This window comes from Amycolatopsis sp., assembly GCF_025464955.1.
Lineage (GTDB): Bacteria > Actinomycetota > Actinomycetes > Mycobacteriales > Pseudonocardiaceae > Amycolatopsis.
This window is the reverse complement of the sequence record NZ_JAODNM010000097.1, coordinates 14,566-29,514: the sequence shown is the minus strand read 5'-3', so window position 1 is coordinate 29,514 and position 14,949 is coordinate 14,566. Positions and strand designations below refer to the sequence as shown.

The following is a 14,949-nucleotide window of genomic DNA, read 5'->3' as shown; positions in this document are numbered from 1 at the left end:
CTGATGGCGGCCTACGCAGGAGCAGTCGTTGGGGACTCGATATACTCACCGTGCGCCGCCCGCGGTCGGCGCGATCGATCGGCCGGTATAGCTCAGCTGGTAGAGCACCTGTCTTGTAAACAGGAGGTCAGGGGTTCGATCCCCCTTGCCGGCTCCCCTCTGACCAGGGAGTTTCCAAAGATGGGAAGCTCCCTGGTCGCGGATCGTCTCAGTTTCAGTCTCACTTGTCGTTCTAGCCGGCCTTTTGGGTGTCCTTCGGCGAACCGTCTTCGTCGTCGTTCGGCGTCTTCCAGAGCAGTCCCCCGACCTGCGACGCGATGTTGCGGCGGAGATCGTCAGGCACGTGCTGGTAGCGCTGGGCCATGCTGATCTTGGACCAGCCCATCACGTCCATCACGGCCCGCTGAGCCACGCCGAGCACAAGCAGGAACGTCGCTGCGGTGTGCCGTGCGTCGTGCAACCGCGCCTCGCGGACGCCTGCCGAGACGAGCACGTCCTTCCACTCGCCGTAGTGCTGCCCCGGGTTCAACGCCACCGGACTCGGCGACGATCACCCTCTCTCCGCCGTGGTGAGGATGATCCTGACCCGGCTGGACATGGGCAACCCCCACCTCGGCGCCGGAATCATCGTGCGACTCGCGACCGACCCCGCATTCGCCGACAGCACCGGAGGCTACTTCGCGGTCAAGGACACCAAGCCCCTGCCGTGCCCGGAACTCGGCCGCGACGAGACGGTTCAGCGCGCCCTGTGGGAGGCCACGGCAGCCTTGTTCCGCAACAGCCCGCAGCCCCACAGCACGTTCGCACAGTAAGCAATTCCAGTAGGACACCATGGACGTCAAAACACGGGCCACCTACGGCCGAGCAGCCGGGCAATTCGCCGACGCCGGGGACGGACAACCAGCCCACGCCGCCGGACCCGCTGGCCACCGGCCCGGTGCTGTGGCGCGCGGGGGTAGGCCGTCGCACGCCACAGCAGTCAGCGGATCATCCCCACGTCGGGCAGACCAGCGTCGCGCGACCGACGACGTGACTGTCGGTGCTGAACGCGAACAACGCGCCACTGGTAGTGGCGGTCAGGCCTGTCTTAGGCACATCGAGCGCCGTCACGGTGATGAAGTAGTCGTGCTCACCGGACTTCGCCGGCGGAGCCGCGCCGATGTACCGCGGCATTCCCGAGTCGGCGTTCAGCTGGAAGGCGCCGGCCGGCAGGGTTGTGCTGCTGAGCGCACCGGCGTTGACCGGCAGCGACGTCGTGGTCCCGGGAATGTCGGAGACCAGCCAGTGCAGGAAACCGCTGCCCGTCGGGGCCTCGGGGTCATACATGGACACGGTGAAGCTCTTGGTGTTCTTGGGGAAGTCCGACCAGGACAGCTGCGGGGAGATGTCCTGACCACCCGCACCGAACACCCCGGAGAACTGGGGCTTCGGCAGTGGACGCCCGTCCTTCACGGTCTGACTCGTCAGCTGGAACGACGGAACCTTCGGCAAGTACCGGTACGGGTTCGGACGGCCGATTCCCAGCGACGCGACAATACCGTGCACCGAGATGTCCGGCGCCGACGGCGTGGCGGCCGCGGTGCCCGCGGTACCGACCACCACCGCCGCGGCACCCAGACCCAGCGCGGTGAGCGCCGTGGTGATCTTCAGAAGCTTGCGGTTCATCTGCTGTTCTCCTAAATGGATGACGACGTTACCTGGTCTTGTGACGATGTCTCGCTCGGCCATACCCGCAAGAACGTGGTTCAACACAGTCCATAGTGGATTGCGGGTTACCGATGAGCGGTTACAATAATTTACGAACGGTATTTCCACGCCTGCCTTCACCGTGCGGATGGAACACGTGAAGTTCGTTCACGCCAATTCCGGCCGGAGGGTGGAAAACGACAGCAGTGGATTACGCACAATCATGCCGACCGGCCGGGCCGGTGTCCAACAGGTAAGAAGTCTCACTCCGATAAGTTTCCTGCATGACAGTCTCGGCACAGCCCCTACCAGGCGATATGAGGCCGTTCGTGGTCCTTCCCGCTCACTGCGGGGCCACACCTGTTCATCCAGTCGAGCACTGCTCCAGCTGGATGGTGTCCATCTCCACGGTTCACCCCGGCGATCGGCCGATGCCCGATTTGTCACCGAACGGCGGCCGATCGACACCGGGAGTAGCGGGATGATCATGGGCATTCGGTACTCCCTTCGGTATCGGCCGGTATCTCTTTCGGTCAGGGAAAGACAGGTCAGCCTGGGAGTAGGCAAGCGGCATCGAAAGTGTCAATCTGCTAGGTTCCGTCCATGACGATCTCGCTGCGGCAGCTCGAGTACTTCGTGGCGGTAGTAGACGAGGGGTCGTTCACCGCTGCCGCGGAGTTGTTGCATGTCAGTCAGCCGGGGTTGTCACATCAGATCCTGGCGCTGGAACGTGACCTGGGTGGTCCACTGCTCGAGCGGCTGTCCCGCAAGGTCCGGCTGACCCCGGCCGGACGAACCGTGCTTCCCCACGCTCGCGCCAGCCTTGCCCACGCGGAGCGTGTGAGTATGGCCGCGAAGCGAATCGCTGGGCTCGCCACAGGTGAACTGCACATCGGCACGCTGTACTCGATCAGCGTCGGGGTCATCCCCACCGCGTTGCAGGTCTGGCGGAAGTCCTATCCGGAGGTCCAGGCTCACCTGGTCGAGTTCCGCCACACCGATGACCTAGCGGCCGCGATGGAGGCCGGGCAGGCCGACCTCGCCGTCGGGCCGGCACCGGCCGACTGGGACGGACCCACCGCCGAGATCGGCGCCGAAGAGTTCGTGATCGTGGCGCCACCCGGGTCAAATCTCCCGGCTGAACCCGCTCGTATTCGTCTCGCCGAACTAGCCGAACGCGAATGGGTGCATTTCACCGCTCAAAGTGGCCTGTCGAATTTTCTCGATCAGGCGTGCCTCGCGGCGGGATTCCAACCACGCGTCTCTGTGCGCACCGAGCAAGGCTCAGCGGCCCTGTCCATGGTCCGGGCCGGTCTCGGCCTCGCACTCGTGCCGTGCAATATCATCCAGCCGAATTTCGAGGGCGTCATCCTGCGCCCGGACCCAGTCATCCAGCGGTCGTTGACCGTCTACACCCGGGTCCGGCCGGACCCGATCACGGCCGCCTTCGTCGCGGCCATCGCCGACGCGACAGCCGTCACTCCGCCTTACATCGCGGCGCGCCTGGGCCCCAGCTGAGCTCGGCGCTCCCGCCGGCGGATTCAGAGTTGTTGCCGTTCAAGCCAGTAGATAACGGCGGCGGTGATTGTTTTCAAGGTCTTCCGATTTCCCCGCCTGCTGGTGAACGTGTGATTCGCGTCGAGTATTTCGACCATTTCCATCTTGGGCGGCAACCTGGGGAAGTCGGCCGGTCGCCCGAAGGGGTCGTCACCGCCTTGGACGATGAGGGTGGGTAAGTCGGTGTTGAGCAGTTCTTCCCGGCTGCCGGGACTGTAGAGGGGATAGGCCAGCGCGACGATTGCTTGAGCGTCGAGTTCACGCGCTGTGCGGACAGCGACCTGTGAACCGGCACTGCGGCCCCCGACGATCACCAGGAGGCCGGTCTCCTCGAGGTGAGGCCATAATTCGCGCCATGCGGTGTCGAGATCGGACGAAGTGGCCGTGGTGTAGGAACCCGAGACCAGCCACGGTTGTTCAACGAGCGCCACAGTGATGCCGTGTGCCGGCAGGGTGGCGGCGAGCGCCTGGAGGTCGGGGGAGTCGATGCCGGTGGCAGATCCGTGGCCGAGGGCGAGAACCGCATGGGGTTGTGCGCTGGGGTGCCAAGTGATGCGTGCGTCGCCCACCGAGGTGGCGACGACTTGGGTGCTGGACACGGTACCTCCGTACGTTCGCCGTGGCGTGCGGGGATACCGCACGCCACGGCGATGGATCATCCGGTGGTGAATCAGCCAACGGTGGGGCAGACGATCGTTGCCCGGGCGACGACGTGACTGCCGATGGTGAAGGCGAGCAGGGCGCCGCTGGTGGACGCGGTGCCCCCGGTCTTCGCCTCGTCAAGAGCGGTCACCGTGAGGTAGTAGTCGTGTGTGCCGGACTTGGCCGGGGGCGCGCCGCCGATGTAGCGAGCCGCGCCCGCGTCGCCGTTGAGCTGGAATGCTCCGGCGGGCAGCGTGGTGCTGGCGGGTAAACCGGCGTTGGCGGGCAGGGAGGTCGCCGACCCCGGGATATCCGCGACGACCCAGTGCAAGAAACCGTTGCCGGTCGGTGCCTCGGGGTCGTACATGGATACCACGAAGCTCTTTGTCGACGCGGGGAATCCGGACCAGGAGAGCTGCGGCGAGATGTCCTGCCCGCCGGGAACCTTGAACACCCCGGACAGCTGGGCCGTCGGCAGCGGTTGCCCGTCCTTCACCGTCTCGCTGGTCAGCGTGAACGTCGGCACCTTTGGCAGGTACGCATACGGGTTGGGCCGGCCCTCTGGCGTTGAGTCGGCAGCTCCTTGGGCGGCTGTTGTGGCCGGCGCGGCCGGTGCTGCCGCGGGTGTGTCACTACTGCAGCCGGCGCTGAGACCCGCCAGCGTGAGGGCGGTCGCGACCAGCAGGGATTTGCGGTAAATCATGCTTGTTTTCTCCTGTGAATCTGAGTGGGTTAAGGGCGGATCGAGCTTTCTCGCGGCGGAGTTCAGTGTTGTGCGAAGCGTTCTCCCCACCTTTCCTCGAGCCACTCGACGAGCTGGCTGGTCCAGTTGCGTACTTCGCTCGTCTGCTGAAGGGCCAAGCCCATGCCGTGGGGGCCGTGGGGAAAGACCTCATACCGCACGGGCACGTCGGCCTTCCGGCAGGCGTCGACGAACAGCTCCGAATGCGTGTAAGGAACAAGGGCGTCATCTTTGGTCGTCCAGATGAACACCGGCGGGTGAGACCGGTCGACATGCAACTCGTTCGAGAAGTCACGCCGGAGGCTTTCGGGCGTATCGCGTCGGCCGAAGAAGTTCGCCGCCGAATTGGCGAACGCACCGGGGAAGTACCCGTCGACGAAGGTGATCAACGGATAGCCCAGGATGACGAGATCGGGTCGTGCCGAGACCCGGCCGGCGAGGTCGTCGTCCGGAGCCGCGTACAGGTCGGGCTGGGTGCTGAGCAGCGAAGCGAGGTGTCCACCGGCCGAATACCCCAAGATCCCGATTCGGCCGGGATCGATGTTCCATTCGGCCGCTCGGTCTCGAACAATGCGGATCGCGCGCGCGGCGTCGGCGTAGTTCTCCGGATACGCGTCCGAGGTGCCTTGTGTTCGGTACTCCACTCCCACGCCGACGATCCCTTGTTTCGCCAGCCATTCCGCGGATCCCCCGCCGCTCCCCGCATGCGTCGCATAGGCGCCACCTTGGAATACCAGGACGGCCGGGCTCGGTTTCTGGCTTTGTTGCCGAGGGAAGACGACCTTCATGGCTGGGTGTTCGCCGCCGGGCCACAGCGGCACGGTGAGAGGGGACATCTGGGATACCTCCGGTTTGCTGATTCGCGTCTCCGCGGATGGACACGTCACGGCCGCAGGGCTCTGATGCCTTGTGGATACCGGAACAGTCCGGCCGGATCGCTGGTGTTCTTTATCTTGACCAAGCGTTCGTAGTTGGCTCCGTAATAGGCGTCCCACCAGCGTGGCAGGGTGGGGTCCGGGAAGTTGACGAACGAGCCCGGCCCCAAGACGGGGCTCAGGTCGCGGCGGACCCCGCCGACCCAGGCGGCGGCTCGTTGTGGGGCGGCCGGACCGTCCGCCGCCGTCCAGCGGGAGGTGGCGGCGAGGATGAATGCGGCGTCGCGGTGCACGAAGGCGGTTGCGTCGGGTGCGGGGTCGCTGTCCGCTCCGCCCATCGCGAAGAAGGCCACCGAAGCACCGGAGCCGCTGGAACTGCCCGGCCAGGTGCGCAGGTGCTCGATGATGCAGGCGGCGTCCTGTGTGGACATCGGAGTGCGGGCGACGATCGACGTGGTGGTGAAGGGATTCGAGGCGGTCTCATCGCTGAAGTAGCGTTGCGCGCGGAGCCCGTCGAGCTGCGCGATGTAGGTCGAGGTGGGCCGGGCGACGCTGGTGACCCGGGTCAGGATGGTCTCCAACTCCGATTGTGGCCCGTAGTACCACCCTTCGGCGTACAGGCTGATATTGCCGGCGGCCCGCGCGGCACGGGTCCCCGACGTCTTGGCGCCGAACTGTGCGGCGAACGAGCGCAGCAGGGCGGGGTCCGTGATCAGGTCCTGCATTGCGAGCAGCACGTCGTCGGCCTTTCGCCCGTCGAAGGCGAGCCGGTAGACGGTGACTTCGGGTGCTGGATGAAGCTGGAAAGTAAAGGAGGTGTTGATGCCGAAATTACCGCCCGCGCCCCCGCGACAGGCCCAGAACAGATCCGCGTTCGTGTTCTCGTCGCAGAAGAGGATTTCGCCGGTGGCGGTCACGATGCGAGTGGACAGCAGCGTGTCCGACGCCATGCCGAGGCGCCGGGTGTGCAGGCCCAGCCCGCCGCCGAGGAGGTACCCGGAGATGGAGATGCCGATGGTGGGGCAGCGTCCGAACGCCCACGTCAGCCCCGTGGGCGCCAGTGCGTCGAGCAGGTCGTTGTTGCGCGTGCCCGCTTGGACAGTGGCCGTCGCCGCGTTCGTGTCGACTGTGCGTGCCGTGAGCATGCCCAGGTGGATGAGCAATCCTTCAGTGCTGGAGTATCCCGCGTAGTTGTGGCCGCCGCTGCGGGTCGTGACGGGCAGCTGGTGGTCGTGCGCCCAAGCGAGGGTGGCGGCGATGTCGGCCTCGGTCGTGGGCAGCACGATACCCTGGGGCACAATCCGGTCATAACGGGTGTTGGCGGGCGCGGCGAAGGACGCGAACGCGGAATCCGACGGCTGGAGCACTCGTCCCTGGATCCGCCTGGCCAGCGCTGCCCACGCGGTATCGGCGCTCACTCGCGGTGCCACGCGAGCATCGACCAAGGTGGCTTCACTGAGCACGTCGTCTCCCTTCGCTGGTCTGCGGAACAAGTGGTACCGACATAGATGTCCACCACCGATGAGCCATTCAGGTCGGGTGACGTGAAATCTAGGGTTTTTCCCAGTTGCGGAATTGCCATGACTGTTCGGAGGTGACGCCGGCGGATAACGATCAATCATGCCGCCCGGGTCGCGTCCTGTCCAACAGGTAAGAATTCTTACTCCGATAAGTTTCCTGCATGGCGACGTCGAGTGGGCGACCGGAGGCCTGTCGTCCCTGGTGGAGCGCGCTTACCCAGCCATGCAGGATACTTATCGGAACGAGAATGATTACCTGTTGGACACCGGGTGGCCTGATCGGCAGGATTGGCCGTAATCCGCTGCCGTCGTTACCGAAAAAGTGGCCGGGACCCAGTGAATTCACGCAAAACAAGGAGTGTAAATGCGTTTGTCCATGCATAACTGGATGCGTCCCGAGCCCCTGACCGAAACCTTGGCGAGGCTCGCCCGGTGGGGTTACGACGGGGTCGAGCTCGCTTCGGAACCCCGCACCACCGATGTGGAGACGACACGCCGGCAGCTCGCTGAACACGGCATCGAGTGCGCGGGGACGCTCGCGTTGTTCCTCGGTGGGCGCGACTTGCTCCACGAGGACTCCTACATCCGCGAGGCGGGCCTGACCTACCTGCTGGAGACGATCACACTTACCGCGGAGCTCGGCGGTTCGTTCGTCACGATTCCCGGCACCGTCGGGAAAGTGACCCCTTCGGCCGCGCCCGAGGTCGAGTGGAGCTGGCTGGTCGACGCGCTGTCCGTCGCCCGAGACCACGCGGCCACTGCCGGCGTGCGGCTCGCGATCGAACCCCTCAACCGATTCGAGACCCATCTGATCAACCGCGCGGACCAGGCGCTCGCGCTGGCCGCCACTGTCGGCGGGGACACTGGGGTTTGCCTCGACATCTTCCACATGTGTATCGAGGAGACCGACTGGGCGGCCGCGATCCGCGAGACCGGCAGCCTGCTGGCGAACTTCCATGTCGCCGAGAACAACCGCATGCCGCCAGGGCAGGGCAGTGTCGACTGGGAGCGGTTGCTCCGTGAGCTCGCCGGTATCGGTTACGACGGCTGGCTGTCTGTGGAGTTCATGCCCGCTATGGACCGCAGTCCCGCGGGGCTGCTGCAGATGGCAGAGGCGGGTAGCGACGAAGGGCTCAGCGCGGGAATGCGGAAGTGGATCGTCGACCACGGCTCAGGCGTGCTGCCCGACGAAACCTACGACTTGTTCGTCAAGAACAGCGCCGAGAACCTGCGGCGACACCTGGACAAGGCATGAACGCCGAACCGGTCCTGCGGGTCGGCACCATTGATCTGAGCTTTCATCATGCCGCCTCCGGGGTCGTCCAAGAAGTACTCCGGCTGGCCGGCTATCGCACAGAACAGATCACCGCGCCGCACGTGGACCTGTTCGCGTCGCTCGGTTCGGGAGAGCTGGACCTGCTGGTGTCGGCGTGGCTGCCGGGTAGTCACGGGGAATATCTTGAACCGTTCAAGGACGAGGTGATCAAGCTCGGCGCGTTGTACGAGCCGTTCGCGTTGTGGGGTGTGCCGGACTATGTTCCCGCCGAGTTAGTGAGCTCGGTCGCGGACTTGGCCCGTCCCGAAATCGCCCACGAGATGGTCAAACTCATCCAGGGTATCGGCCCTGGTGCGGGCATCAGCCGTTTCTCTCGCGAGATCGTCAAGAAGTACCGGCTCGACGAGTGGGGATACGAATTCCGTAACGGCTCTCAGGCCGAGTGCGAATCGGCGTTCGAATCAGGGGTCGCCGACCGGCGCTGGGTGGTCGTCCCGCTCTGGGAACCCCAGCACCTGCACCACGTCTATCGGATTCGCGCACTCGCCGAGCCGCACAGCCTCCTGCGTGGCAAGGACGCCGCCACGTTGTTGATCCGAAAGGACGCCGCCGGGCACCTGGACTCCGTCACCCGCACGGCGCTCACCCGGATGCGGCTTGGCAACACCGTGGTGACCGAGCTGGACCACGCGATCTCACGACTGGGCCGTTCCCCGGTAGACGCCGCCGCCGAATGGATGCGGCACAACAAGGATCACGTCGATTCCTGGTACTTGTAACTGGGTTCTTCGGCACTGGCCTGTACTCAAGAGAGAGAAAATGACTATGGCGGTACTTCCGGAACGGGCACGAGCGGTGATCGACGCGCCCGAGTACGCCACGTTGGCGACGTCGGATAAGAACGGTCAACCGCTGCTCTCGGTTGTCTGGGTCAAGACCGACGGCAATGACGTGCTGATTTCCACGACCACGGACCGGCGCAAGTATCGGGACGTCATCCGAGACCCGTGGGTCGGTCTGCTGGTTTTCCCCAAGGAGCAGCCACACGTCTATGTCTCGATCCAGGGCACCGCGACCGTTACGACAGAGGGCGGCGCCGAGTTGATACAGGAACTCAGCCAGCGCTATAGCGGCGAACCGTACACTTTCGACGGTCCCAATGCCGTCCGGGTCGTCATCCGAATCGCGCCGACCAAAGTCATTTTCTCCGACCCTGCCTCACGTCGAGCCTCATCCGCTCGGCGCACCGGTTGACCGTCGTTCCCCGATATCTCCCCGGCGAGGTCCTCGAGCGTCACGGCTTCGGCGTCGGCCAGGCGGTGGCCGAACGGGTCGACGGCGATGTACGGCACGGTACCCAGTCGCCGCTGCCGCAGCCCGGCCATGTCCGGTTCCTAGGCACCGACCCGCGCGATGTCGAGCCTGCCGTTGCGGTCGCCGGTGCCGCTCTGCTCCTGGTGGCTTGCCGCGGACCACGTACCGTCCGGAATCTGCTCCAGCTTCGCTCGCAGTTTGCGCTCGGCGTCGTTCATCTGCTTGTGCATAGCGGCCTTGGTCGTATCGGCCCCGTATCGGTCGACGAGTTCCAGTAGACGTTCCCGGCGCACAGGCGGAGTGGGCAGCGATTCCATGAAGACCCGGTGGTGGTCGAACTCGGGCCCGGTACCGGGGTGTTCAGCGGATCTGATCGTGAGCGGTCTGCCGTGGGTCGCGTTTCCGGTTCAGGTGCAGGAAGCCTTACTCGATTCCATCGGTACCGTGTTGGCTCCCGGCGGTGTGTTCACCACCTTCGGGTATGCGTGGGTCCGCGGTTCTTCGCCTGCTCGCCGTTTCCGGCGGCTGCTCGGCCGTCGTTTCGAGGAGGTCGTCGCCGGACGGACCGTGATCGCGAACGTGCCGCCCGCTTTCGTCTATCACGCCCGTCGGCCCCGGCACGAGAGCGCACTTCGGGAAGGCGACAGCGTCGACCGGCAGGGTGTCGCCGCTCCTGGGGTCTACCCCTGATGAGGCACCTCATCAGCGTAGGATCGCGGTGTTCCCTCGTCATCCGCGCAGCCAGTGGAGTAAGTCATCGTGGCCAAGGACGCCGGACCCGAGCAGGTGGGCCTGCGCTACCTGTCGGTGGCCTTCCGCGTGCGCAAGGTGCTCGACGAGCACATGACCGCCAGCGGTTTGTCGCTCGCGCGCGCGAAGGCCCTGCAGGTGCTGGAGCGGACGGCAGCGATCCGGCAGACGTCGCTGGCCCAGGAACTGGGCTTGGCTCAGCGCTCGATCACGCAGGCCGTCGAGGGGCTGGAGCGGGACGGACTGGTCGAGCGCACGCCGGACCCGGCCGACGGCCGCGCCAAACTCGTCAGGCTCACCGAGGAGGGAGCCGCCGCCCTCGCGGCGAGCACCGACACGGGAAACCAAGTGCTCCAGCGCATTTTCGGCACCCTCGACCGGAAACAGCTGGCGAGTCTGGACGCACTGCTCACCCTCGTCGACACCGCGACGACGGAGAACTGACCTCACGAGCGTCTGCGCACCTGGGATGCCACGGCGGTCTCCACGGCGCCGAGCAGTTCGTCCAGTTCGGCCAGCCGCTGAGGTCCGAGCGCGCCGAAGATCTCCTCGAACGCGTGCTGACCCGCGGCCCAGGCCGCGGTCAGTGCCGCCGATCCTCGGGTGGTCAGGCGCACGACCTTCACCCGGCCGTCCGCGGAGTCCGGCAGCCGATCGAGGAAACCGTCTCGCGCCAGCCCTTCCACGGCTTGGGTGACCGATCTGGCCGCGAGACCGAGTTCGTCGGCCAGCTCACCCTGCCGGAGCGGTCCCCTCCGCTCGAGTACCTCCAGCACCTTCGCTCGCGCGAGTGAGAGACCGCTGGCGACCATGCCCTCGTCGACGCCTTTGCGCACGCGATACGCCGAGGTCAGGTACCTCAGCCCGATCCGGCCCGCTTCGCTGTGACCACCCATGGATGTCACCCTTTCGCGTTGATCAGAGTGATGAGGTACCTCAGTGATGCTAGAGTACTGAGGTACCTCATCAATAATGCCGAGTGGAGAAGCCCCATGAACCCCCGACCGGTCGTCATCCTCACCGGCGCCACCAACGGCCTCGGCAGGCTCGTCGCCCTCGACCTCGCCCAGCGCCGCGTGCACCTGGGCATCGTCGCCCGAAGTGCGGCGAAAGCAGACGCTTTGCGCCAGGAGATCGAAGCGGTCGCCCCGGGGACCCCCGTCGACGCGTTCATCGCCGACCTGACTTCGTTGCGCGGCGTCCAGCGAGCGGGCAAGGAGATCGAGGCGCTCTACGACCGGATCGACCTCCTGATCAACAACGCCGGACTGCACGCGTTTTCCCAGCGTGTCACCCAAGACGGTTTCGCCGAGATGACCGCCGTGAACTACCTCGCCCCCTGGGTGCTCACCACGACCCTGCGCGACAAACTCGTCGCCTCGGCGTCGCCATCGGCTCCGGTGCGGGTCGTCAACGTCGCGTCCGAAGCCGCCCAGCACGCCGGAACCCTCGACCCCGCTCGCGACCTCACCGCCACCGCCGACTACAACCGGCGCGAATCCTCGGCCCTCTACGGCCGATCGAAACTGATGGACATCATGTTCACCCAGGAACTCGGCAGGCGCCTGGCAGGCACCGGCGTCACGGTGAACTGCTGCGATCCCGGGTTCAACACCAGCGGCCTCGGCCGGGAACTGCCGCTGGCCGGAGTACTCGAAAGAATCCTCAAGACCCTGCGGGTCGGCGATCCCCGCCGAGGCGCCGAAATCATAGTGCGGCTCGCCACCGATCCCGCCCTCGCCACCGTCACCGGCGGCTATCTCTCCGTCAAGGACGCCAAACCCCTCGTCTGCCCGGAACCCGGACGCGGCAAGGAAATCCAGGCCGAACTGTGGAACACCACGGCCGCCCTCCTCGAGGGAATCCTGTCCTCCGCTCGCTAGCCCGCCTCACTCTTTCCAGGAGACACAGTCATGCCCGCATCCCCCGCGAAACCGGCCACCGGGGACTTCCCGACGGCCCGGTCCGCCGAATGCCCGTTCGATCCCGCCACCGGCTACACCGAATACCGCGAGACGGACCCGATCGCCCGCGTGTCCTGTCCCGCAGGGGTCGACGCGTGGCTGGTGACCCGCTACGACGACGCGCGGACCGTGCTCGCAGACCCGCGGCTGAGCTCGCGGCGCGCGCCCTCGATGCACGTCGTCCCCAACGCCGACCTCGACGACGTGCCCGACATCCGGTCGATCCTGCAGACCGACGGCGACCAGCACACCCAGCTGCGCCGGCTGCTGACCAGTGAATTCACCGTCAAGCGCATGCAGGCGCTGCGCCCGTACCTCCAGGGACTCATCGACGACCACCTCGACAAGATGCTCGCCGGACCCGGACCGGTCGACCTGGTCGAGGCGCTGGCCTTGCCGATCCCGTCGCTGGTGATCTGCGAACTCCTCGGCGTCCCCTACGCCCAGCGAGACCGCTTCCAGCAGCACAGCAACGTGCTCACCGCGACCGACGTGCCCTACGACACGCTGATGGCGTCCGTCGGCGAAATCCAGGGGTTCCTCCGCGAGCTCGTCGTGGCGAAGATGGCCACCCCTGCCGACGACCTGCTTTCCAGGCTCATCCAGCGGGCCGCGGCCGCGGGCAGTCCGATGACCGTGCCGGAATTGGTTTCCGTCGGGGTCTCGCTGCTGATCGCGGGCCACGAGACCACGGCCAATACCATCGCGCTCAGCGTCGCGACCTTGCTCAGCAACCCCGAGCAGCTCCAGCTGCTGCGCGAAGATCCCGGCCTGATGCCGTCGGCCGTCGAGGAGATGCTGCGCTACCTCTCGGTCCTGCAGTTCGGCTTGCTCCGCTATGTCACCGAGGACATCCCGCTCAGCGAGGAAACCCTGCACGCGGGCGACTGGCTGGTCGTGGCGCTGTCCGCCGGAAACCGCGACGTAGCGGTGTTTCCCGACGCCGACCAGGTCGACGTGACCCGCGCGGCGTCGGCGCACCTCGGGTTCGGCTACGGCGCGCACCAGTGCCTCGGGCAGCAGCTGGCCAGGCTGGAACTCGAACTCGTGCTGTCCACGCTGTTCCGGCGGATCCCGAGCCTCAAGCTCGCGGTGCCGCTGGGCGAACTCCGCTTCAAGAACGACACCCTTGTCTACGGGGTGCGCGAACTCCCCGTCACGTGGGACACCCAGGCCTGAGACCGACACCGCGATCCCCAGGAGAGACCGACCATGCACGTGAGCATCGACGAACAGGCCTGCGTGGGCGCGGGCCAATGCGTCCTGTCCGCACCCGAGGTCTTCGACCAGCGCGACGACGACGGAATTGTCCTACTGCTGGACAATGAACCGCCTACCGAACTCCACACCGCGACTCGTGACGCCGCGACGCGCTGCCCCGCGCTGGCCATCCGGCTGACCGAGTCATGAGCGGACTCGACCGGATCGTCGTGGCCGGCGCATCAGCCGCGGGGATGACCGCCGCCGACACCCTGCGCCGCGAAGGGTTCGCCGGGACAATCACCCTGGTCGGCGACGAGTCCCACCTGCCGTACGACCGGCCACCACTGTCCAAACAGGTCCTGCTGGGCACGTGGGAGCCGGAACGCACCGTGTTCCGGAGCGAAACGGCGTACAAAGAACTCGACATCGACCTGCGGCTCGGCGTCACCGCCACCAGCCTCGACCTCGGCGCCCACTCGGTGGCCCTGTCCACTGGGGAATCGCTGGCCTACGACGGACTGCTCATCGCCACCGGGGTACGGCCGCGCCGGCTCGCCGCCGGTCACCACCTCGGCGGCGTCCACGTCCTGCGCACCCTCGACGACGCGCTCGCCTTGCGCGCCGATCTCACCTCGGCGTCGTCCGTCGTCATCGTTGGCGCGGGGTTCCTCGGAACCGAAGCCGCGGCGGCGGCTCGTACGCTCGGCCTGAACGTCACGTTGCTCGACCCGGCGCCCACCCCGCTGTCACGCCAGTTCGGCGATGAGCTCGGGGGCTGGGTCGGCGATCTGCACCGCGAACACGGTGTCACTCTGCGAACCGGTATCGGCGTCTCGCGCCTGCTCGGCGACAGGCAAGTCACCGGCGTCGAATTGACCGACGGCTCGACGATCGAGACCGACGTCGTCCTGATCGCTATCGGCTCGGTCCCGTCGACCGGCTGGCTGCTGTCCAGCGGTCTTCCGCTGGACGATGGAGTGCTGTGCGATTCGACCTGCCAAAGCGCCCCGGGCGTCTACGCCGCCGGTGACGTCGCCCGCGTTCTCAACCCGCGATACGGCGTTCATGTGCGCGTCGAGCACCGCATGAACGCCGCCGAGCAGGCCGGAGCGGCCGCGCGCAACCTGCTCGGCGCGGCCACCCCGTTCGACCCGGTCCCGTACTTCTGGACCGACCAGTTCGACGCCAAGATCCAGGCATACGGGATCTTCCCGCAGGACGCGGAAATGACGGTGTGCCAAGGAAAACCGGTCGAGCGCAGATTCGTCGCGCAGTTCCGCCGTCAGGATCGGCTGGTCGGCGTGCTGGGCTGGAACATGCCGAGAGAACTCCGAGCGGCCCGCGCCCTGCTGCTCGAAAACTGATCCGAAAGGGACCATCGTGGAATATCGCATTCTTGGTGCCAGCGGCTGCGCTGTGT

General features: G+C 66.2%; 18 protein-coding genes, 1 tRNA gene and 1 pseudogene. 12 read left to right on the top strand and 8 right to left on the bottom strand.

Features of this window, described 5'->3' with window-relative positions:
- The first annotated feature begins 81 nt into the window (after positions 1 to 81).
- A tRNA-Thr gene (locus JWQ81_RS23275) sits at positions 82 to 154 on the top strand.
- Between the two features lie 78 nt (positions 155 to 232).
- On the opposite strand, the pseudogene JWQ81_RS23270 reads toward JWQ81_RS23275, so the two are convergent.
- Positions 233 to 529 (bottom strand): annotated as a pseudogene (locus JWQ81_RS23270) (tyrosine-type recombinase/integrase); the annotation flags it as partial.
- Between the two features lie 37 nt (positions 530 to 566).
- On the opposite strand from JWQ81_RS23270, the gene JWQ81_RS23265 reads away from it, so the two are divergent.
- Positions 567 to 812: a hypothetical protein gene (locus tag JWQ81_RS23265; RefSeq protein WP_297544616.1), complete on the top strand. Its 246-nt coding sequence runs from the start codon at positions 567 to 569 to the stop codon at positions 810 to 812.
- 175 nt (positions 813 to 987) lie between these two features.
- On the opposite strand, the gene JWQ81_RS23260 is transcribed toward JWQ81_RS23265, so the two are convergent.
- Positions 988 to 1,665, bottom strand: a complete 678-nt coding sequence (locus JWQ81_RS23260; protein ID WP_297544615.1) for a YbhB/YbcL family Raf kinase inhibitor-like protein — start codon at positions 1,663 to 1,665, stop codon at positions 988 to 990.
- Positions 1,666 to 2,289: 624 nt separating this feature from the next.
- On the opposite strand from JWQ81_RS23260, the gene JWQ81_RS23255 reads away from it, so the two are divergent.
- Positions 2,290 to 3,204, top strand: a complete 915-nt coding sequence (locus tag JWQ81_RS23255; protein WP_297544614.1) for a LysR family transcriptional regulator — start codon at positions 2,290 to 2,292, stop codon at positions 3,202 to 3,204.
- A 23-nt stretch (positions 3,205 to 3,227) separates the two neighbouring features.
- Here JWQ81_RS23255 and JWQ81_RS23250 read toward each other — a convergent pair whose 3' ends face one another.
- From JWQ81_RS23250 to JWQ81_RS23235, 4 genes are all read right to left on the bottom strand, one after another.
- Positions 3,228 to 3,812 (bottom strand): alpha/beta family hydrolase, encoded by a 585-nt coding sequence (locus JWQ81_RS23250; protein WP_297544613.1) that lies wholly within the window; start codon positions 3,810 to 3,812, stop codon positions 3,228 to 3,230.
- A gap of 101 nt (positions 3,813 to 3,913) precedes the next feature.
- Positions 3,914 to 4,588, bottom strand: a complete 675-nt coding sequence (locus JWQ81_RS23245; protein ID WP_366942328.1) for a YbhB/YbcL family Raf kinase inhibitor-like protein — start codon at positions 4,586 to 4,588, stop codon at positions 3,914 to 3,916.
- 62 nt (positions 4,589 to 4,650) lie between these two features.
- Positions 4,651 to 5,463: an alpha/beta hydrolase gene (locus JWQ81_RS23240; protein ID WP_297544612.1), complete on the bottom strand. Its 813-nt coding sequence runs from the start codon at positions 5,461 to 5,463 to the stop codon at positions 4,651 to 4,653.
- Positions 5,464 to 5,510: 47 nt separating this feature from the next.
- Complete coding sequence (locus tag JWQ81_RS23235) at positions 5,511 to 6,965, bottom strand: FAD-binding oxidoreductase (RefSeq protein WP_297544611.1); 1,455 nt, start codon at positions 6,963 to 6,965, stop codon at positions 5,511 to 5,513.
- A 421-nt stretch (positions 6,966 to 7,386) separates the two neighbouring features.
- Between JWQ81_RS23235 and JWQ81_RS23230 the strand changes: the two genes are divergently transcribed.
- From JWQ81_RS23230 to JWQ81_RS23220, 3 genes are read left to right on the top strand one after another with little or no spacing between them, the layout of a single operon-like run.
- Positions 7,387 to 8,277: a sugar phosphate isomerase/epimerase gene (locus tag JWQ81_RS23230; protein WP_297544610.1), complete on the top strand. Its 891-nt coding sequence runs from the start codon at positions 7,387 to 7,389 to the stop codon at positions 8,275 to 8,277.
- A complete protein-coding gene (locus JWQ81_RS23225) occupies positions 8,274 to 9,077 on the top strand; it encodes a glycine betaine ABC transporter substrate-binding protein (protein WP_297544609.1) in 804 nt (267 codons plus the stop codon). The genes JWQ81_RS23230 and JWQ81_RS23225 overlap by 4 nt, the downstream gene beginning before the upstream one ends.
- Before the next feature lie 40 nt (positions 9,078 to 9,117).
- Positions 9,118 to 9,552, top strand: coding sequence for a PPOX class F420-dependent oxidoreductase (locus JWQ81_RS23220; RefSeq protein ID WP_366942327.1), 435 nt, complete (start codon positions 9,118 to 9,120; stop codon positions 9,550 to 9,552).
- A gap of 140 nt (positions 9,553 to 9,692) precedes the next feature.
- On the opposite strand, the gene JWQ81_RS23215 is transcribed toward JWQ81_RS23220, so the two are convergent.
- The gene (locus JWQ81_RS23215) at positions 9,693 to 9,929 is read right to left on the bottom strand and encodes a hydantoinase B/oxoprolinase family protein (protein ID WP_297544607.1); all 237 of its coding nucleotides are present in this window, start codon (positions 9,927 to 9,929) and stop codon (positions 9,693 to 9,695) included.
- Positions 9,930 to 9,987: 58 nt separating this feature from the next.
- Between JWQ81_RS23215 and JWQ81_RS23210 the strand changes: the two genes are divergently transcribed.
- Together JWQ81_RS23210 and JWQ81_RS23205 are read left to right on the top strand one after the other, a co-directional pair.
- Positions 9,988 to 10,302 carry a hypothetical protein gene (locus tag JWQ81_RS23210; RefSeq protein WP_297544606.1) on the top strand — a complete coding sequence of 105 codons (315 nt, stop codon included), beginning with the start codon at positions 9,988 to 9,990 and terminating at the stop codon, positions 10,300 to 10,302.
- Positions 10,303 to 10,371: 69 nt separating this feature from the next.
- The gene (locus JWQ81_RS23205) at positions 10,372 to 10,806 is read left to right on the top strand and encodes a MarR family transcriptional regulator (protein ID WP_297544605.1); all 435 of its coding nucleotides are present in this window, start codon (positions 10,372 to 10,374) and stop codon (positions 10,804 to 10,806) included.
- A 2-nt stretch (positions 10,807 to 10,808) separates the two neighbouring features.
- Here the strand turns inward: JWQ81_RS23205 and JWQ81_RS23200 are convergent, their stop codons facing one another.
- Positions 10,809 to 11,258 carry a MarR family winged helix-turn-helix transcriptional regulator gene (locus JWQ81_RS23200; RefSeq protein WP_297544604.1) on the bottom strand — a complete coding sequence of 150 codons (450 nt, stop codon included), beginning with the start codon at positions 11,256 to 11,258 and terminating at the stop codon, positions 10,809 to 10,811.
- Positions 11,259 to 11,354: 96 nt separating this feature from the next.
- Between JWQ81_RS23200 and JWQ81_RS23195 the strand changes: the two genes are divergently transcribed.
- Genes JWQ81_RS23195 through JWQ81_RS23180 form a run of 4 tightly spaced genes read left to right on the top strand, consistent with a single transcriptional unit; the run spans position 11,355 to position 14,893 of the window.
- Positions 11,355 to 12,245, top strand: coding sequence for an SDR family NAD(P)-dependent oxidoreductase (locus JWQ81_RS23195; protein ID WP_297544603.1), 891 nt, complete (start codon positions 11,355 to 11,357; stop codon positions 12,243 to 12,245).
- 30 nt (positions 12,246 to 12,275) lie between these two features.
- A complete protein-coding gene (locus JWQ81_RS23190; RefSeq protein WP_297544602.1) occupies positions 12,276 to 13,505 on the top strand; it encodes a cytochrome P450 in 1,230 nt (409 codons plus the stop codon).
- A gap of 33 nt (positions 13,506 to 13,538) precedes the next feature.
- Complete coding sequence (locus JWQ81_RS23185; RefSeq protein WP_297544601.1) at positions 13,539 to 13,736, top strand: ferredoxin; 198 nt, start codon at positions 13,539 to 13,541, stop codon at positions 13,734 to 13,736.
- Positions 13,733 to 14,893, top strand: coding sequence for an FAD-dependent oxidoreductase (locus tag JWQ81_RS23180; RefSeq protein WP_297544600.1), 1,161 nt, complete (start codon positions 13,733 to 13,735; stop codon positions 14,891 to 14,893). The genes JWQ81_RS23185 and JWQ81_RS23180 overlap by 4 nt, the downstream gene beginning before the upstream one ends.
- The last annotated feature ends 56 nt before the right edge of the window (positions 14,894 to 14,949 follow it).

Coding starts and splice junctions, on each gene's coding strand:
- JWQ81_RS23225 (WP_297544609.1), top strand. CDS start 8,274: ATGAACGCCGAACCGGTCCTGCGGGTCGGCACCATTGATCTGAGCTTT.
- JWQ81_RS23230 (WP_297544610.1), top strand. CDS start 7,387: ATGCGTTTGTCCATGCATAACTGGATGCGTCCCGAGCCCCTGACCGAA.
- JWQ81_RS23255 (WP_297544614.1), top strand. CDS start 2,290: ATGACGATCTCGCTGCGGCAGCTCGAGTACTTCGTGGCGGTAGTAGAC.
- JWQ81_RS23190 (WP_297544602.1), top strand. CDS start 12,276: ATGCCCGCATCCCCCGCGAAACCGGCCACCGGGGACTTCCCGACGGCC.
- JWQ81_RS23260 (WP_297544615.1), bottom strand. CDS start 1,665: ATGAACCGCAAGCTTCTGAAGATCACCACGGCGCTCACCGCGCTGGGT.
- JWQ81_RS23245 (WP_366942328.1), bottom strand. CDS start 4,588: ATGATTTACCGCAAATCCCTGCTGGTCGCGACCGCCCTCACGCTGGCG.
- JWQ81_RS23215 (WP_297544607.1), bottom strand. CDS start 9,929: ATGGAATCGCTGCCCACTCCGCCTGTGCGCCGGGAACGTCTACTGGAA.
- JWQ81_RS23185 (WP_297544601.1), top strand. CDS start 13,539: ATGCACGTGAGCATCGACGAACAGGCCTGCGTGGGCGCGGGCCAATGC.
- JWQ81_RS23180 (WP_297544600.1), top strand. CDS start 13,733: ATGAGCGGACTCGACCGGATCGTCGTGGCCGGCGCATCAGCCGCGGGG.
- JWQ81_RS23200 (WP_297544604.1), bottom strand. CDS start 11,258: ATGGGTGGTCACAGCGAAGCGGGCCGGATCGGGCTGAGGTACCTGACC.
- JWQ81_RS23240 (WP_297544612.1), bottom strand. CDS start 5,463: ATGTCCCCTCTCACCGTGCCGCTGTGGCCCGGCGGCGAACACCCAGCC.
- JWQ81_RS23195 (WP_297544603.1), top strand. CDS start 11,355: ATGAACCCCCGACCGGTCGTCATCCTCACCGGCGCCACCAACGGCCTC.
- JWQ81_RS23220 (WP_366942327.1), top strand. CDS start 9,118: ATGACTATGGCGGTACTTCCGGAACGGGCACGAGCGGTGATCGACGCG.